The 15,917-nt window shown below is 63.7% G+C and carries 18 protein-coding genes; 15 read left to right on the forward strand and 3 right to left on the reverse strand.

The window, feature by feature from the left end; genetic code table 11:
• Positions 1–24 precede the first annotated feature (24 nt).
• Complete coding sequence (locus tag AC07OC_RS14745; RefSeq protein WP_218295607.1) at positions 25–801, reverse strand: SAM-dependent methyltransferase; 777 nt, start codon at positions 799–801, stop codon at positions 25–27.
• 121 nt (positions 802–922) lie between these two features.
• Positions 923–1,522, reverse strand: a complete 600-nt coding sequence (locus AC07OC_RS14750) for a Maf family protein (protein WP_494601601.1) — start codon at positions 1,520–1,522, stop codon at positions 923–925.
• A 25-nt stretch (positions 1,523–1,547) separates the two neighbouring features.
• Here AC07OC_RS14750 and AC07OC_RS14755 point away from each other — a divergent pair, with 25 nt between their 5' ends.
• The 13 genes from AC07OC_RS14755 (at position 1,548) to AC07OC_RS14815 (ending at position 12,626) form a co-directional block, all read left to right on the forward strand.
• On the forward strand, positions 1,548–2,099 hold the full coding sequence (locus tag AC07OC_RS14755; protein WP_218295605.1) for a YceD family protein: 552 nt from the start codon (positions 1,548–1,550) through the stop codon (positions 2,097–2,099).
• A 108-nt stretch (positions 2,100–2,207) separates the two neighbouring features.
• Entirely contained in the window at positions 2,208–2,390 is a 183-nt protein-coding gene (gene rpmF, locus AC07OC_RS14760) for a 50S ribosomal protein L32 (RefSeq protein ID WP_005794249.1), read from the forward strand.
• A 108-nt stretch (positions 2,391–2,498) separates the two neighbouring features.
• Complete coding sequence (gene plsX, locus AC07OC_RS14765; RefSeq protein ID WP_218340100.1) at positions 2,499–3,554, forward strand: phosphate acyltransferase PlsX; 1,056 nt, start codon at positions 2,499–2,501, stop codon at positions 3,552–3,554.
• Positions 3,554–4,531: a beta-ketoacyl-ACP synthase III gene (locus AC07OC_RS14770; RefSeq protein ID WP_494601604.1), complete on the forward strand. Its 978-nt coding sequence runs from the start codon at positions 3,554–3,556 to the stop codon at positions 4,529–4,531. Before plsX ends, AC07OC_RS14770 begins: the two co-directional genes overlap by 1 nt.
• A gap of 60 nt (positions 4,532–4,591) precedes the next feature.
• Complete coding sequence (gene fabD / locus AC07OC_RS14775; RefSeq protein ID WP_218295602.1) at positions 4,592–5,542, forward strand: ACP S-malonyltransferase; 951 nt, start codon at positions 4,592–4,594, stop codon at positions 5,540–5,542.
• Positions 5,539–6,285 carry a 3-oxoacyl-ACP reductase FabG gene (gene fabG, locus AC07OC_RS14780; protein WP_218340101.1) on the forward strand — a complete coding sequence of 249 codons (747 nt, stop codon included), beginning with the start codon at positions 5,539–5,541 and terminating at the stop codon, positions 6,283–6,285. The genes fabD and fabG overlap by 4 nt, the downstream gene beginning before the upstream one ends.
• Before the next feature lie 103 nt (positions 6,286–6,388).
• Positions 6,389–6,628, forward strand: a complete 240-nt coding sequence (gene acpP / locus AC07OC_RS14785) for an acyl carrier protein (protein ID WP_003058049.1) — start codon at positions 6,389–6,391, stop codon at positions 6,626–6,628.
• Positions 6,629–6,676: 48 nt separating this feature from the next.
• Positions 6,677–7,921 (forward strand): beta-ketoacyl-ACP synthase II, encoded by a 1,245-nt coding sequence (fabF, locus tag AC07OC_RS14790; protein WP_218295600.1) that lies wholly within the window; start codon positions 6,677–6,679, stop codon positions 7,919–7,921.
• 135 nt (positions 7,922–8,056) lie between these two features.
• On the forward strand, positions 8,057–8,569 hold the full coding sequence (locus AC07OC_RS14795; protein ID WP_218340102.1) for a hypothetical protein: 513 nt from the start codon (positions 8,057–8,059) through the stop codon (positions 8,567–8,569).
• 6 nt (positions 8,570–8,575) lie between these two features.
• Positions 8,576–9,202: an RNA polymerase sigma factor RpoE gene (rpoE, locus tag AC07OC_RS14800; RefSeq protein WP_218295598.1), complete on the forward strand. Its 627-nt coding sequence runs from the start codon at positions 8,576–8,578 to the stop codon at positions 9,200–9,202.
• Positions 9,203–9,211: 9 nt separating this feature from the next.
• Entirely contained in the window at positions 9,212–9,880 is a 669-nt protein-coding gene (locus AC07OC_RS14805) for a sigma-E factor negative regulatory protein (protein ID WP_218295597.1), read from the forward strand.
• 231 nt (positions 9,881–10,111) lie between these two features.
• On the forward strand, positions 10,112–10,993 hold the full coding sequence (locus AC07OC_RS14810; protein WP_370627793.1) for a MucB/RseB C-terminal domain-containing protein: 882 nt from the start codon (positions 10,112–10,114) through the stop codon (positions 10,991–10,993).
• A gap of 166 nt (positions 10,994–11,159) precedes the next feature.
• Entirely contained in the window at positions 11,160–12,626 is a 1,467-nt protein-coding gene (locus tag AC07OC_RS14815; RefSeq protein WP_494601607.1) for a Do family serine endopeptidase, read from the forward strand.
• Between the two features lie 119 nt (positions 12,627–12,745).
• Here the strand turns inward: AC07OC_RS14815 and AC07OC_RS14820 are convergent, their stop codons facing one another.
• Positions 12,746–13,144 carry a hypothetical protein gene (locus tag AC07OC_RS14820; RefSeq protein WP_218340104.1) on the reverse strand — a complete coding sequence of 133 codons (399 nt, stop codon included), beginning with the start codon at positions 13,142–13,144 and terminating at the stop codon, positions 12,746–12,748.
• On the opposite strand from AC07OC_RS14820, the gene lepA reads away from it, so the two are divergent.
• On the forward strand, positions 13,134–14,942 hold the full coding sequence (gene lepA, locus AC07OC_RS14825; RefSeq protein ID WP_218295594.1) for a translation elongation factor 4: 1,809 nt from the start codon (positions 13,134–13,136) through the stop codon (positions 14,940–14,942). The genes AC07OC_RS14820 and lepA overlap by 11 nt on opposite strands.
• Entirely contained in the window at positions 14,942–15,916 is a 975-nt protein-coding gene (lepB, locus tag AC07OC_RS14830; protein WP_218295593.1) for a signal peptidase I, read from the forward strand. The genes lepA and lepB overlap by 1 nt, the downstream gene beginning before the upstream one ends.
• The last annotated feature ends 1 nt before the right edge of the window (position 15,917 follow it).

The raw sequence follows: 15,917 nt of genomic DNA on the forward strand, positions 1-15,917 counted from the left end.
ATAGCAACTGAATGCGACTGCATGTCAGCGGCCCAATGCGAACACCACGGGGGTGCGGTTGTCGGGGGGCTCGGGCTGCTGGCGCCATTGCCGCACCAGCTGGCTGCGGATGCGTGCGTCCGGCAGCGTCAGCCCGCTGGCCAGCGCCAGCCGGGTGTGGGGTTGCAGCGCCTGGACCAGCGCCTGCCACAGGGCCGCATTGCGGTACGGGGTTTCGATGAAGAGCTGGGTCTGCCCTGTCTTGAGGGCCAGGCCTTCGAGTTCCTTGATGCGCTGGGTGCGCTCCTGGCTGTCCTGTGGCAGATAACCGACGAATGCGAAGTTCTGCCCGTTCAGGCCGCTGGCCGCCAGTGCGAGGAGCAGCGACACCGGGCCCACCAGGGGGGCCACGGGGATCTGCAGATCGTGCGCGGCGCGCACCACGGACGAGCCCGGGTCGGCCACGGCGGGCATGCCCGCCTCGCTGACCAGTCCCATGTCATGCCCCGCCAGCGCGGCGGCCAGCAGGGGGCGGGCATCGAAGGGGGCCGACCCCTTGTCGCCATGATCTCCCTTCTTGTGCACCTCGCGCGGCAGTTCGGTGATCTGCTGCTGCTGTAGGGAAGCGGCCAGGGGGTGGAGGGCATCGACGCGCTTGAGGTAGGCGCGGGTGCTCTTGGCGTTCTCGCACACCCAGTGGGTGAGCCGCGCGGCGGTCTGCAAGGTGCTGGCGGGCAGCGCATCCTGCAGCGGAACCTGGCTGTCGCAGCCAAAATCGAGCGGCGCGGGCACCAGGTACAGCGTTCCGGTTCTTGCGTTCATCGCTGGGCTCCATGGGGCTGCGTGGTACCGGCCGTCCAGGCAGCTGGCGCAGCCCAGGCCGGGGCGTGCCCTTCTGCGCAAGGAGAGGGTGGCTGCGCGACGCGGCTCGGGGGATGTTTCATCACGGCAGTACCAGCCCTGCCGCCCGCAGCATGCGGCAGGTGCGGATCAGGGGCAGCCCAATGAGCGCGGTGGGGTCGTCGCTCACGATGGCATCGAGCAGCACGATGCCCAGGCCTTCGCTCTTGGCGCTGCCCGCGCAGTCGTAGGGCTGCTCGGCGCGCAGGTAGCGCTCTATCTCTGCGTCGGACAGGTCGCGGAATTTCACCTCCACCGCAGCCAGGTCCACCTGCTCGAAGCCCGTGGCGGCGCACACCACGGCCACGGCGGTCTGGAACACCACGGTCTGGCCCCGCATCTGGCGCAACTGCTGCACCGCGCGCTCATGGTGGCCCGGCTTGCCCAGGGGTTCGCCCGCAAGGTCGGCGACCTGGTCGGAGCCGATCACCACGGCATCGGGGTGCTGGCGGGCCACCGCCTGGGCCTTGGCCACCGCCAGGCGCAGGGCCAGCGCGCGCGGGGCCTCGCCCGAGCGGGGCGTCTCGTCCACATCGGGGGCGGCAACGTCGAAAGGCAGGTTCAACCGCTGGAGCAATTCGCGCCGGTACCGCGAGGTGGAGCCCAATACCAGAGGGCGTTGCAGGGGAGGGGATTGATGCATGCGCCGATTCTCTTACACTGCCGCCATGACCAAGGAATTCTCCGCACAGCGCCTGGACGTGAAAGCCTTTGCACAGGCGGGCGGTCGGCTGTCGGGCCACGATTCGCTCTTGAAGTACGAACGCCTGGCCCAGGAGGCCAAGGGCCTGCACCCGGACCTGATGGTGGACTGGGAGGCGGTCGGCGAAGTGCGCACGGCGCTGGGTGGCATGGGCCAGGTGTGGCTGCATCTCAAGGTGCAGGCCAGTTTCCCCATGGAGTGCCAGCGCTGCATGACCCCGGTGGATGTCCCCTTGGAGGTGGACCGCGAGTTCCGCTTCGTGGCCGACGAAGCCACGGCCGAGGCGCTGGACGACGAGAGCGAGGAAGACCTGCTGGCCATGAGCCGCGAATTTGATCTGCGCGAGCTGATCGAAGACGAATTGCTGATGGCGCTGCCCGTGGTGCCCAAGCACGACGAATGCCCGACCTCGGTGCCCCTGGCTTCCTCGGATGAGGATTTCGAAGAGGCCAACGCCGAGAAGCCCAACCCATTTGCCGCGCTGGCGGGCCTGCGAAAACCCGGCAAAGGGTCATGAAGAGGCCGCGAGCCATTTAGGCTATAATCGAGGGCTTCGCGCGAATCCCCTCGTGTCTTTAATGGGCTGATCGCGTTTTTACCAACCTATTCAAGACCAGGAGCCATCATGGCCGTTCAGCAAAACAAAAAGTCCCCTTCCAAGCGCGGCATGCACCGCTCGCACAATGCCCTGAATGTGCCGGGCATTGCCGTGGAACCCACGACCGGTGAAACGCACCTGCGCCACCACATCAGCCCCAACGGCTTCTACCGCGGCCGCCAGGTGCTGAAGAACAAGTCTGAAGCCTGACTTTCGCCCCATCCAAAGGCCCGTTGCTACTGAAATCGTAGCGCGGGCCTTTGTTTTGACCGTTGCATTTCATCTTCCGGCCTGTCTGGCCGGTCGGACAAGTCGCCCATGATCACACTGGCTGTTGACTGCATGGGGGGCGACCATGGCCCCCGCGTCACGCTCGCGGCGTGCCGTCAGTTCCTAGATAACCACCCTGATGCCCGCCTGCTGCTCGTTGGCCTGGCGGACAGCCTGCAGTCGTTCTCGCACGACCGCGCCACCATCGTGCCCGCTTCCGAAGTGGTGGCCATGGATGACCCCGTGGAGGTGGCCCTGCGCAGGAAGAAGGACTCTTCGATGCGCGTGGCGATCCAGCAGGTCAAGGATGGCGCCGCCTCGGCGGCTGTCTCCGCAGGCAATACCGGCGCCCTGATGGCCATTGCCCGCTATCTGCTCAAGACGCTCGACGGCATCGACCGCCCGGCCATCGCCACGCAGATGCCCAATGCCGCCGGCGGCGCCACCACGGTACTGGACCTGGGCGCCAACGTGGATTGCTCTGCGGAGCACCTGCTTCAGTTCGCCGTCATGGGCTCCGCGCTGGTGTCCGCCCTCAGGGATGGCGGCGAGCCGACGGTGGGCCTCCTCAATATCGGTGAGGAAGTCATCAAGGGCAGCGAAGTGATTAAAAAAGCAGGTGAACTCCTGCGATCTGCTGCCAATTCTGGCGATCTGAATTTCTATGGAAATGTCGAAGGCAATGACATCTTCAAGGGAACGGTGGATATCGTCGTGTGTGACGGCTTTGTCGGCAACGTGGCCCTCAAGGCCAGCGAAGGCGTCGCGTCGATGATCATCGGTGCACTCAAGACCGAGTTCTCGCGCAACATCTTCACCAAAATTGCTGCCATCACTGCCTATCCGGTCTTAAAAGCGCTGATGAAGCGCATGGACTACCGTCGGTACAACGGTGCGGCCCTTCTGGGGCTGCGTGGACTGGTGTTCAAGAGCCATGGGTCGGCTGACACAATGGCCTTCGAGCAGGCGTTGAACCGGGCGTATGATGCAGCCCGCAACAACTTGCTCGACCGTGTCCGGACCCGGATTGCGCATGCAGCGCCTCTTCTGGTGCCTGCAGATGCACAGCCCCAGCCTGGCGTTGCGGCGACGATCACACATTGATGAGACGCTACTCCCGCATTACCGGCACCGGCAGCTACCTGCCCCCGCGCCGGCTGACCAACGCTGATCTGGTGGCCGAGCTGGCCCAGCGCGGCATAGAAACCTCGGACGAATGGATCGTGGAGCGCACGGGCATCCGCGCCCGCCATTTCGCGGCGCCTGATGTCGCCAGCAGCGATCTGGGGCTGGAAGCCGCGCGCAACGCCCTGGAGGCCGCGGGGCTGCAGCCCACGGACATCGATCTGATCATCGTGGCCACGTCCACGCCGGACATGGTGTTTCCTTCGGCTGCCTGCATATTGCAGAACAAGCTGGGCGCCCATGGTTGCCCGGCGTTCGATGTGCAGGCGGTGTGCAGCGGTTTTGTCTATGCCCTGTCTGTGGCGGATGCCATGATCCAGACGGGGGCCGCCAATCGCGCGCTGGTCATTGGCGCTGAGGTTTTCAGCCGTATCCTGGACTTCAACGACCGTACCACCTGCGTGCTGTTTGGCGATGGGGCGGGTGCTGTGGTGCTGGAAGCGTCTGAGACGCCCGGCATCCTGTCCAGCGACCTGCACGCCGACGGCAGGCATGTGGGAATCCTGTGCGTGCCCGGCAACGTGGCCGGTGGCCAGGTGCTGGGGGACCCGGTCCTCAAGATGGACGGGCAGGCTGTTTTCAAGCTCGCTGTCGGGGTGCTCGAAAAGGCCGCGCATGCGGTGCTCGCGAAGGCGGGCATGACGGAGGCCGACATCGACTGGCTGATCCCGCACCAGGCCAACATCCGCATCATGCAGGGCACCGCCCGCAAGCTCAAGCTGTCCATGGACAAGGTGGTGGTCACGGTGGACCAGCATGGCAATACATCGGCCGCTTCCATTCCCCTCGCGCTGGACCACGCGGTGCGCTCCGGCCAGGTCAAAAAGGGCGAGACCCTGCTGCTCGAAGGTGTGGGCGGTGGCTTTACCTGGGGCGCGGTGCTCCTGAAGTTATAGCCTTCAGCGCTGATTGAATAAGCGCTGGGACTCGATTTCAATCATATTTCTGGATTTTTCATGAAATCTTTTGCATTTGTCTTTCCGGGGCAAGGCTCGCAATCGGTGGGCATGCTCGACGGATGGGGCGATCACCCGGTGGTCGTCCAGACCCTGCAGGAGGCATCGGATGCCCTGGGCGAGAACGTCGGCCTGCTGATCAAGGACGGCCCCAAGGAGGCGCTTGCGCTGACCACCAATACGCAGCCCGTGATGCTGGTGGCGGGGGTCGCTGCATGGCGCGTGTGGCGTGCGGAGGGCGGCGCGGCTCCCGTCGCTGTGGCTGGCCATTCGCTGGGCGAATATTCGGCGCTGGTGGCGGCGGGGGTGCTGACGCTGGCCCAGGCCGCGCCACTGGTGCGCCTGCGGGCGGCCGCCATGCAGGAGGCCGTGCCCGTCGGCACCGGAGCGATGGCGGCGATTCTGGGCATGGAAGCCTCCAAGGTCATCGCGGGCTGCGCCGAGGCGCTGGCTTCGCTGGGTGCGGGCACGTCCGAGGTGGTCGAGGCGGTCAATTTCAACGACCCCATCCAGACCGTCATTGCAGGGACCAAGGCGGGTGTCGACAAGGCCTGCGAAGTTCTCAAGGCGGCGGGTGCCAAGCGTGCATTGCTGTTGCCTGTCTCCGCACCCTTTCATTCCAGCCTGATGAAGCCCGCCGCCGAGAAGCTGCGGCTGGCGCTGGCGGATGTGGCGTTTGCCGTTCCCCAGATCCCTGTGCTGAACAACGTGGATGTCGCGGTTCGCCAGGACGCGGATGCGATCCGGGATGCGCTGTACCGGCAGGCCTTTGGCCCCGTGCGCTGGGTGGAATGCGTGCAGGCCCTCAAGGCGCGCGGCGTGACCCATATTGTTGAAAGTGGCCCTGGCAAGGTGCTGGCCGGCCTGACCAAGCGCATCGACCCCGAGTTGGTGGGTGGTGCAATGTTTGATCCGGCCACGCTGGCCGAAACCCGGGAGTTGCTGGCATGACGGAAACCTCATCGGCCGCGCAGGTGGCGTTGGTGACAGGCGCATCGCGCGGCATTGGCGCGGCCATTGCGCTGGAACTGGCCGTTCGTGGCTATCAAGTGGTGGGCACGGCCACGACCGACGAGGGGGCTGAGCGCATCAGCCAGGCCCTGTCGGCCTATCCGGGCTGCCGCGGCGCCAACCTGAACGTGAATGATGCGGCCGCCGTTGATGCGCTGCTGGATGCCATCGTCAAGCAGCAGGGCGGATTGCATGTGCTGGTGAACAATGCGGGCATCACCCGCGATACGCTGGCCATGCGCATGAAGGACGAAGACTGGGACGCGGTGCTCGACACCAATCTCAAGGCCGTCTTTCGCGTGAGCCGTGCGGCGATCCGTCCGATGATGAAGCAGCGTTTTGGGCGCATCATCAGCATCACCAGCGTGGTGGGCGCCTCGGGCAATCCAGGCCAGGCCAACTACGCGGCCGCCAAGGCGGGTGTGGCCGGCATGGCGCGCGCACTGGCCCGCGAACTGGGCAGCCGCGGCATCACGGTCAACTGTGTGGCGCCGGGTTTTATCGAGACCGACATGACCTCCGTGTTGCCCGAAGACCAGCAAAAAGCGCTCAATGCGCAGATCCCCCTGGGCCACATGGGCAAGCCCGCAGACATCGCCCATGCGGTGGCCTACCTGGCTTCGCGCGAGGCTGGCTATGTCACCGGGCAGGAGTTGCATGTCAATGGCGGCATGTATATGTAATTGATGGAAGATAACGCCGGTTCATCCGGACGGCGGGCTGCTGAGGGGCTTCTCCTGAAGCAGCTAGAATCGCGGATTCATTCACAACCCCCAGAGGGAAACCATGAGCGATATCGAAGCACGCGTCAAAAAAATCATTGCCGAACAACTCGGCGTGGAAGAGTCCCAAGTCACCAATGAAAAGGCCTTCGTGGCAGACCTCGGTGCCGACTCGCTTGACACGGTGGAGCTGGTGATGGCGCTGGAAGACGAATTCGGCATCGAGATTCCGGATGAAGACGCCGAGAAGATCACCACGGTGCAAAACGCCATCGACTACGCCAATACCCACCAGAAGGCCTGAGCGGCGCTCTGCGCCTGACTCAAGCGATCAGCAGAAGGTTTTTTACGCATGAGCCGTCGTCGCGTTGTCGTGACCGGCCTGGGATGCGTCAGCCCCGTGGGCAACACGGTGGCCGAATCCTGGGCCAACCTCCTTGCCGGAAAATCCGGTATTGATCTCATCACCAAGTTCGACGCGTCGAACTTCGCCTGCAAGATCGCGGGGGAGGTCAAAGGTCTTGACCTGGAGTCGTACATCAGCGCCAAGGATGCGCGCGCGATGGACAGCTTCATTCATTTCGGCATCGCGGCAGCTGCGCAGGCGGTGCAGGATGCCGGCCTGCCCACGGGTGAGGCGCTCAGCGAAGAGTTCGCCACGCGCATTGCCTGTGTGATCGGATCGGGGATTGGTGGCCTGCCACTGATCGAGAACACCCACGCGGAACTGGTCAGCCGCGGCCCCCGTCGCATCACGCCGTTCTTCGTGCCGGCGTCCATCATCAACATGGTGGCGGGCCACGTGTCCATGCGCTTTGGCTTCAAGGGCCCCAACCTGGCGGTGGTCACTGCCTGCACCACGGGCCTGCACTGCATCGGCGAGGCCGGCCGGATGATCGAGTACGGCGATGCCGACGTGGTGGTCGCCGGTGGCACGGAATCCACCGTGTCGCCGCTGGGCATCGGGGGGTTCGCGGCCATGCGTGCCCTGTCCACCCGCAACGACGACCCCAAGACAGCATCCCGCCCCTGGGACAAGGACCGCGATGGTTTTGTGCTGGGCGAGGGCGCCGGCGTGATGGTGCTGGAAGAATACGAGCATGCCAAAGCCCGGGGTGCCAAGATTTACGCAGAATTGAGCGGCTTTGGCATGAGTGCCGATGCCGGGCACATGACGGCCCCCAACATGGATGGCCCGCGCCGTGCCATGCTCAACGCCTTGCGCAATGCGGGCATGAATGCCGACCAGGTCGACTACCTGAACGCCCACGGTACTTCCACGCCCCTGGGTGACATCAACGAAACAAATGCCATCAAGGCGGCCTTGGGCGACCATGCCTACAAGACCGTGGTGAGTTCTACCAAATCCATGACCGGCCACTTGCTGGGCGGCGCGGGTGGTATCGAGAGCATCTTCACGGTGTTGGCGCTGCATGAGCAAAAGGTGCCGCCGACCATCAATTTGCTGAATCAGGATCCGGAGTGCGATCTGGATTACTGCGCCAACACGGCGCGTGACATGAAGATCGACGTGGCCGTCAAGAACAACTTCGGTTTTGGCGGCACCAACGGAACCCTGGTCTTCAAACGCGTCTGATCCTCTGGCACCACATCCTGCCGCGCTGGATGACAAGGCCTTTCTGCCTTGTTGTTACCTTGAGCCCGAGGGCGGGCCCGCCGCGAAGCTGTGCCCCGGCTTGGGCCGTGGGCTTTTGGTGACCGGTGGCGCGCCATGGACGTGATCTCCTCGCGGCGGCCGCCGGCGGTGCTGTACCCCCTGCGGCGCAGCCGTGCCCTGGGCTGTGTGCTGGCTGGCGTGCTGCTGGCAGGCGCGGGCGGGCTCGGGGCGTGGTTCTTTCGAGGCTCGGGTGCGGGCTCCCTCTGGCCTGTTCTGGCCGGCGGCGGGCTCTGGCTCGTGGCCGCCGCCAGCGCACTGCACTTCTGGGTTCACCAGTTTTCTGGTGCCATTCGCTGGGACGGACAGTCCTGGGCTCTGGAGAGTGGGCAGCCCGGCGACGCATTGGCGGCACTTTCCGCTTCCCCGGAAGTCCTTCTCGACGTGCAATCGCATCTGTGGCTGCGTGCGCGGCCCGCGGGGCGCGGCCGCATCTGGCTGTGGCTGGAGCGTTCCACCCAGCCTGAACGTTGGATGGATCTGCGCCGTGCGGTATATTCGCGCCCCAGACCGGGCGCTGGCAACGCTGACGAAACCGCCCCGGCAGCAGCCGTGGGGCGTGAATCCTGAGTATCCATGACTGTAATTCCGCCTTCCCCTTCCGAAGACAGCGATCTCCAACTGGTGGAGCGCACGGTGGCGGGCGATCAGCGCGCCTATGAGCTACTGGTCATCAAGTACCAGCGCCGCATCGAGCGCCTCATTGGGCGCATGGTGCGCGATACCGACCTCGTGCAGGACATCGCACAGGAGACGTTCATCCGTGCCTACCGCGCGCTGCATCAGTTCCGCGGCGATGCGCAGTTCTACACCTGGCTCTACCGGATTGCCGTCAATACCGCCAAGAAGGCGCTGATGGACATGAAACGCAATCCCGTCATTTCGGAGAATGCGCTGCGAGGGAATGAGGATGAAGATGAAACTTCCCGCCTCGGACACGAACTAACCAGCGAAGAAACCCCCGAAACCGTGCTCGCGGCCCGAGAAATCGCGCAAGCCGTCAATGCGGCCATGGAGGCATTACCCGAAGATCTGCGCCAGGCGGTGACCTTGCGCGAGATCGAGGGACTGAGTTACGAAGAGATCGCAACGGCCATGGATTGCCCCATTGGCACGGTGCGGTCCCGGATTTTCCGGGCGCGTGAGGCCATTTCGGCAAAAGTGCGCCCCTTGCTTGAAAACCAGTCGGGCAAACGGTGGTGAGGTAATGAAATGAACAAGGCTGTACGTAGCGATGGATTGGCAGAGGGCGCCGTGGTGAATGAGATGCACAGGCGCGAACAGTTGTCTGCACTGGCCGATGGCCAGTTGCAGGGGGATGAGTTGGCCGATGCCCTGGCCTACGCGGAGCAAGCCGAGGGGCATGCGGCGTGGCAGCTCTACCACCTGGTGGGTGACGTATTGCGTTCGTCCGATCTGGCGCGGCCCTCCAGCCCGGATTTCATGGCACGGCTGCGCGATGAGCTCGCCAAGGAAGGGCCTGCCCTGGGCGTTCAGCCCCCGGTGCAGGTGGCGGTGGTGGCTCCCGTGATGGAGAGTGCCGCCAATGCGTCCGTCTTCCGCTGGAAGATGGTCGCTGGTTTTGCGTCGCTGGCGGCGGTGGCCGCGATTGGATGGACCTCCTTGGCCAGCCTGCAAGGCACTGGTGCGGCGGGTCCGTCGGGCGGTGCCCAGCTCGCTCTTGCGCCGGAATCCGCGCCCAGCACCGCTGGCACGCCCGTGGTGGCCGTGGCGGATGCCGAAGGTGGGGCACAGGTGATGATTCGCGATCCCCGCCTGGACGAGTTGCTGGCGGCGCACAAGCAGTTTGGCAGCACTTCCGCCCTGCAGATGCCCGCGGGCTTCCTGCGCAATGCGACATTTGAGACCCCCGGCCGCTGAGTCAAGGATGGCTCTTTGTGCTGAGACCGTGCGATGACCAATACAGGGGTTGCGGGCATTAGCGTGATTGCGCCATGTCGGTGGTTCAGGTCCGGGTGGGTGGCGGTGCTTCTGTGCGTGGCGGGGCTTTCCGCCGCGATGGGGGAGGCGCAACCGGAAAAGTCGCCTCGTCCGTTGGGAGACGCGGCCCCGGTGCCCGCGGCGCGCACCATCGTGCAATGGATTGAGCGCATGCACAGCGCGCCCTGCATCCGGCCCTATGCGGGAACCTTCGTGGTGCTTGCAGCCTCGGGCGCGATGGCCAGTTCGCGCATCTGGCACGCCTGTGAAGGGCAGCAGCAGATGGAGCGCGTGGAGGCGCTGAGCGGCACGCCGCGGACTATTTTCCGGCGCGATGACGAGGTGCGCACTTTCTGGCCCCAGTCCCGGGTGGTCCGCTCGGACCGCCGCGAAGCCTCGGGGCAGTTTCCGCGCGTTCCTGTGGTCAACGGTACGTCGATCTCCCAGTTCTATGTCTCGCGTTCGGTGGGGCAGGAGCGGGTGGCGGGTTTTGTCGCGGACGTGGTGTGGTTCAAGCCGGTGGACTCCCTGCGTTTCGGCTACAGGCTGTGGAGCGAGCGGGACACCGGCCTTGTCGTGAAGCTGCAGACACTGGCTGCGGATGGCCGCGTTCTGGAGCAGGCCGCCTTTTCAGAGCTGGATCTGAATGCGCCCGTGCGAGTGGAGCAGCTCTCGCGCCTGATGGATGCCACGGAGGGCTACAAGGTCGTGGCACCGGCCGTGGTCAAGACCACCGCGTCGGCAGAGGGGTGGGCCTTGCGCCAGCCGGTCGCGGGATTTGTTCCGGTGAGTTGCCATCGACGCGCGGTGTCTGCCGCGGACGATGCCCAGGGCGTTCTGCAATGCCTGTACTCCGATGGCCTCGCGTCGGTCTCGCTGTTCGTGGAGCCGTTTGATCCCCAGCGGCACCCGGCGCAGCCCCAGGTGTCGAGCATGGGCGCCACCCAATTGCTGGCGATGCGGGTCTTGCCCGATGTGTGGCTCACCGCGGTCGGAGAGGTACCTCTGCAGACCCTTCGCCTGTTTGCCGGGCAACTGGAGCGCACCCGCTGATTGCACGGCTGCCACTCCGTGGGGTGGCGGGCCGCTGCGGGTTGCGGCCTGCCCTTCAGAGGGGCATGCAGACAGCACGTCAGCGCGGGAACCAAATGGCCGCACACTCTTCACAGTTACATACAGTTTGATGACTGCGTTCGTCACAATTCACGAAAGGTCGATGATGCCGAAGTTCGATGGAAATGCGCTGCGCTCCGTAGCATTTGCGTGCATGTTCGCCGGGGTTGCCGGTGGAGCGTTTTTGCCCCAGGCCGCCTTCGCGCAGCCCGCCGCGGCTGTGCGTGGCCTGCCAGACTTTACCGACCTGGTGGACCAGGTGGGCCCGTCCGTGGTCAACATACGGACCGTGGAAAAGGCGTCGAGCCGCGCGAGCGCGAATGGCATGGACGAGGAAATGCTGGAGTTCTTCCGCCGTTTCGGAGTGCCGATTCCCAACGTGCCGAGGCAGCAGCGCCCGCAGAGGCCCCAGGACGACGAGCAGCCCCGTGGCGTGGGCTCGGGCTTCATCCTGACCACGGACGGGTTTGTCATGACGAACGCGCATGTCGTGGAGGGGGCCGATGAAGTGATCGTCACGCTGACCGACAAGCGTGAGTTCAAGGCCAAGATCATCGGCGCGGACAAGCGCACGGACGTGGCCGTGGTCAAGATCGAGGCCACCGGGCTGCCCGCAGTGAAGGTGGGTGATCTGGGGCGCCTGCGTGTCGGAGAGTGGGTCATGGCGATTGGCTCGCCTTTCGGGCTGGAGAACACGGTGACCGCGGGCATCGTCAGTGCCAAGCAGCGCGATACCGGCGACTACCTGCCCTTCATCCAGACCGACGTGGCCATCAACCCTGGAAACTCGGGGGGGCCCCTGATCAACATGCGCGGCGAGGTGGTGGGGATCAACAGCCAGATCTATTCGCGCTCGGGTGGATTCATGGGTATTTCGTTTGCCATCCCGATGGATGAAGCCATCCGGGTGAGCGAACAATTGCGCGCGTCCGGGCGGGTCACGCGGGGTCGCATCGGCGTGCAGATCGGACAGGTGACCAAGGACGTGGCGGAATCGATTGGCCTGGGCAAGGCGCAGGGGGCCCTGGTGACCGGCGTGGAGGCTGGATCGCCGGCAGACAAGGCCGGGGTGGAAGCGGGGGACATCATCACCCGTTTCGATGGCAAGACCATCGAGAAGGTGGCTGATTTGCCCCGGCTGGTGGGCAACACCAAGCCCGGCACCAAGAGCACCATGACCGTATTCCGCCGGGGCGCTTCGCGGGATCTGGGCATCACCATTGCCGAGATCGAGCCTGACAAGCCCGCGGCCGCCAAAGCGGCAGAACGGGAAGAGAAGCCCAAGGCATCGGCCGCTGCGCAGCAAATCGGGCTGGCGGTGATTGAACTTTCCGATGCGCAGAAGAAGGAACTCAAGGTCAAGGGCGGGGTACTGGTGGCGACCGCCACGGAGGCTGCCGCGCGTGCCGGCCTGCGCGAAGGTGACGTGATTCTTGCGATCGCAAACACCGAGGTATCGGGGGTCAAGGAGTTCGAAGCCGTGCTGGCAAAGGCGGACAAGAGCAAGGCCATCAATGTGCTGTACCGACGCGGAGAGTGGGCGCAATATGCCTTGATCCGGCCCGGACGCTGAGGCGTCGGATGTGCGGGTGGGGGCGCCTGGGCGGCGATTCCCCACTTTTGCAATGGGCTATTTGACCGCGGCGAAAGTTTTTTGGCGTTTTTGCTGGAACCTCTCCGAAGGCATGAATGTTAGCTTTTGCTAACTTTTTCAAGGTCTATCAACTGGATTCGATAGAATAGAGGCTCCTGTTCAACGCTAATCTGTATATTGGCCAGGCGCGGATTCACGATGCGGGATGCGCTGGTGCAATGCACAGCTGATCCACAGCTCACCCACAAGTTGTCCAGCGTTGTTGTTGTGCAGACTGTGAATAAGTTGTGAATAAAAGCCCTGTTGCACCCTGGCAACTCCCCCTGGATGCAGTCGTATGGGCTTTTTCCTGCGGGCTTTTTGCCTACAATGAAGCTCCAACTATCGCAGTTGCCAATGATTGTTGGTTCAGGGCGCGTCGCCATTCGACGCGCCCTTTTTTCTTGTGTGCTCCGTTTTAATTCAATCACTTGACGCTTTCCGTTGATGAACCACATCAGAAATTTTTCCATCATTGCGCACATCGACCATGGCAAGTCGACGCTCGCTGATCGCTTGATCCAGCGCTGTGGCGGCCTTGCGGACCGTGAGATGGAGGCCCAGGTTCTGGACTCGATGGACATCGAAAAGGAGCGTGGGATAACCATCAAGGCGCAGACGGCGGCACTGCAATACAAGGCACAGGATGGCCAGGTCTACAACCTCAATCTGATCGACACGCCGGGTCATGTGGACTTCTCGTATGAAGTGAGCCGCTCGCTGTCTGCCTGCGAGGGCGCGTTGCTGGTGGTCGATGCATCCCAGGGCGTCGAAGCCCAGACGGTCGCGAACTGCTACACGGCGCTGGACCTGGGTGTCGAGGTCGTGCCGGTGCTCAACAAGATGGATCTGCCCAATGCGGATCCGGACAACGCCAAGGCCGAGATCGAGGACGTGATCGGCATCGACGCCACGGATGCCATTCCATGTTCCGCCAAGACGGGCATGGGCATCGAGGAGATCCTGGAAGCCATCGTCGCCAAGGTGCCCGCGCCGCGCGGCAATGCGCAGGGTCCGCTGCGGGCCATGATCATCGACAGCTGGTTTGACAGCTATGTCGGCGTCGTGATGCTGGTGCGCGTGGTGGACGGGCGGCTGCTCAAGGGCGAGCGCATCAAGATGATGGCCAGTGGCGCCGTGTACAACGCCGACAACCTGGGGGTGTTCACGCCCGCCAACGAGCCGCGCAATTCGCTGGATGCGGGGCAGGTGGGCTACATCATCGCGGGCATCAAGGAGCTGCAGGCCGCCAAGGTCGGCGACACGATCACGCTGGAAAAGAAGCTGCCCAACAACGCAGGCCCCGCCGCCGAGGCCTTGCCCGGCTTCAAGGAAATCCAGCCGCAGGTTTTCGCGGGGCTGTACCCCACCGAAGCGAGCGAGTACGACTCGCTGCGCGATGCGCTGGAAAAGCTCAAGCTCAACGACGCCTCGCTGCACTACGAACCCGAAGTGAGCCAGGCGCTGGGCTTTGGTTTTCGTTGCGGATTCCTCGGGCTCCTGCACATGGAAATCGTGCAGGAGCGCCTGGAGCGGGAGTTCGACCAGGACCTCATCACCACGGCGCCCAGCGTGGTCTATCAGGTGGTCAAGGCCGATGGCGAAGTGATCATGGTCGAGAATCCCTCCAAGATGCCGGACCAGGGGCGGCTGGAGGAGATCCGCGAGCCCATCGTCACGGTGCATCTGTACATGCCGCAGGACTATGTGGGCCCGGTGATGACACTGGCCAACCAGAAGCGCGGCGTGCAGATGAACATGGCATACCACGGCCGCCAGGTGATGCTCACCTACGAAATGCCGCTGGGCGAAATCGTGCTCGACTTCTTCGACAAGCTCAAGTCGGTGTCGCGCGGCTATGCCTCCATGGACTACGAGTTCAAGGAATACCGCGCCTCCGATGTGGTGAAGGTCGACATCCTGCTCAATGGTGAAAAGGTCGACGCGCTGTCCATCATCGTGCACCGCTCGCAATCGCAGTACCGCGGCCGTGCCGTGGTCGCCAAGATGCGCGAGATCATCAGCCGCCAGATGTACGACGTGGCCATCCAGGCCGCTATCGGTGCCAACATCATTGCGCGCGAAACCATCAAGGCATTGCGCAAGAACGTGCTGGCAAAATGTTACGGCGGTGATATCACCCGCAAGCGCAAGCTCCTCGAGAAGCAGAAAGCAGGTAAGAAACGCATGAAACAGATTGGATCGGTCGAAGTGCCCCAGGAGGCCTTCCTGGCCATTTTGCAGGTGGAAGACTGATGCAGGCCATGCAGATTCTCACCTCTGTGGTGCTGGCCGCATTTGGCGGGTATATCGGCGCTTGGTACTTTGGGGCCGTGGAAGGCAACTTTGCCCTGCTGTTGTTCCTGGCCACGGTGGTCACGGGTGCCTACTGGCTGGCCGAGCGGCTGTACTTTTTGCCGCAGCGCCGCCGGGCGGCCCAGGCCGTGGAAGATGCCGCCGTGCAGCGCCGCGCCGAACTGGACCGCATGGGCATCCAGAAGGTTGATGTGGATGTCCAGGAAGCCAAGGGGAGGCTGCTCATGCAGCCCTGGTGGCTGGACTGGACCGCAGGACTCTTCCCGGTGATCGTCGCGGTGTTCCTGCTGAGGTCATTTCTGTTCGAGCCTTTCAAGATTCCGTCGGGTTCCATGATTCCCACGCTGCTGGTGGGCGACCTGATCCTGGTGAACAAGTTCACCTACGGTGTCCGCCTGCCGGTCATACACACCAAGATCACCGAAGGCACCAAGCCTGCGCGGGGGGATGTGCTGGTGTTTCGCTACCCGCCGCAGCCCAGCCTGGACTACATCAAGCGGGTGGTCGGCGTGCCGGGGGACGAGGTCGCCTACCTCAACAAGCGCCTCACGATCAACGGCCAAGCCGTGGATACCAAGGCAGCGCCGGATTTCTTCGAAGAGGATTCGATGCGCTACTTCAAGCAGTTTGAAGAGCAACTGGGCCCGCAGCCGCATCGCTTGCTGAACAACCCCGATGTTCCTGCCTTCGTGCAGGGCGCGAGCAATTTTGCCTACCGGCAAAACTGCCGCTACAGTGTCGAAGGCGTCGTCTGCAAGGTGCCGGAAGGCCACTATTTCATGATGGGGGACAACCGGGACAACTCGCTCGATTCGCGCTACTGGGGATTCGTTCCAGAAGGCAATATCGTCGGGAAGGCCTTTTTTGTCTGGATGAATTTCGGTAACCTCAAGCGCATCGGTTCATTCCACTAAG

Source organism: Acidovorax sp. GW821-FHT10E04 (assembly GCF_059415185.1).

Excerpts from the sequence above, each read along its gene's own strand:
- AC07OC_RS14745 (WP_218295607.1), bottom strand. The coding sequence starts at position 801 with ATGAACGCAAGAACCGGAACGCTGTACCTGGTGCCCGCGCCGCTCGAT.
- AC07OC_RS14750 (WP_494601601.1), bottom strand. The coding sequence starts at position 1,522 with ATGCATCAATCCCCTCCCCTGCAACGCCCTCTGGTATTGGGCTCCACC.
- AC07OC_RS14755 (WP_218295605.1), top strand. The coding sequence starts at position 1,548 with ATGACCAAGGAATTCTCCGCACAGCGCCTGGACGTGAAAGCCTTTGCA.
- rpmF (WP_005794249.1), top strand. The coding sequence starts at position 2,208 with ATGGCCGTTCAGCAAAACAAAAAGTCCCCTTCCAAGCGCGGCATGCAC.
- plsX (WP_218340100.1), top strand. The coding sequence starts at position 2,499 with ATGATCACACTGGCTGTTGACTGCATGGGGGGCGACCATGGCCCCCGC.
- AC07OC_RS14770 (WP_494601604.1), top strand. The coding sequence starts at position 3,554 with ATGAGACGCTACTCCCGCATTACCGGCACCGGCAGCTACCTGCCCCCG.
- fabD (WP_218295602.1), top strand. The coding sequence starts at position 4,592 with ATGAAATCTTTTGCATTTGTCTTTCCGGGGCAAGGCTCGCAATCGGTG.
- fabG (WP_218340101.1), top strand. The coding sequence starts at position 5,539 with ATGACGGAAACCTCATCGGCCGCGCAGGTGGCGTTGGTGACAGGCGCA.
- acpP (WP_003058049.1), top strand. The coding sequence starts at position 6,389 with ATGAGCGATATCGAAGCACGCGTCAAAAAAATCATTGCCGAACAACTC.
- fabF (WP_218295600.1), top strand. The coding sequence starts at position 6,677 with ATGAGCCGTCGTCGCGTTGTCGTGACCGGCCTGGGATGCGTCAGCCCC.
- AC07OC_RS14795 (WP_218340102.1), top strand. The coding sequence starts at position 8,057 with ATGGACGTGATCTCCTCGCGGCGGCCGCCGGCGGTGCTGTACCCCCTG.
- rpoE (WP_218295598.1), top strand. The coding sequence starts at position 8,576 with ATGACTGTAATTCCGCCTTCCCCTTCCGAAGACAGCGATCTCCAACTG.
- AC07OC_RS14805 (WP_218295597.1), top strand. The coding sequence starts at position 9,212 with ATGAACAAGGCTGTACGTAGCGATGGATTGGCAGAGGGCGCCGTGGTG.
- AC07OC_RS14810 (WP_370627793.1), top strand. The coding sequence starts at position 10,112 with ATGCACAGCGCGCCCTGCATCCGGCCCTATGCGGGAACCTTCGTGGTG.
- AC07OC_RS14815 (WP_494601607.1), top strand. The coding sequence starts at position 11,160 with ATGCCGAAGTTCGATGGAAATGCGCTGCGCTCCGTAGCATTTGCGTGC.
- lepA (WP_218295594.1), top strand. The coding sequence starts at position 13,134 with ATGAACCACATCAGAAATTTTTCCATCATTGCGCACATCGACCATGGC.
- AC07OC_RS14820 (WP_218340104.1), bottom strand. The coding sequence starts at position 13,144 with ATGTGGTTCATCAACGGAAAGCGTCAAGTGATTGAATTAAAACGGAGC.
- lepB (WP_218295593.1), top strand. The coding sequence starts at position 14,942 with ATGCAGGCCATGCAGATTCTCACCTCTGTGGTGCTGGCCGCATTTGGC.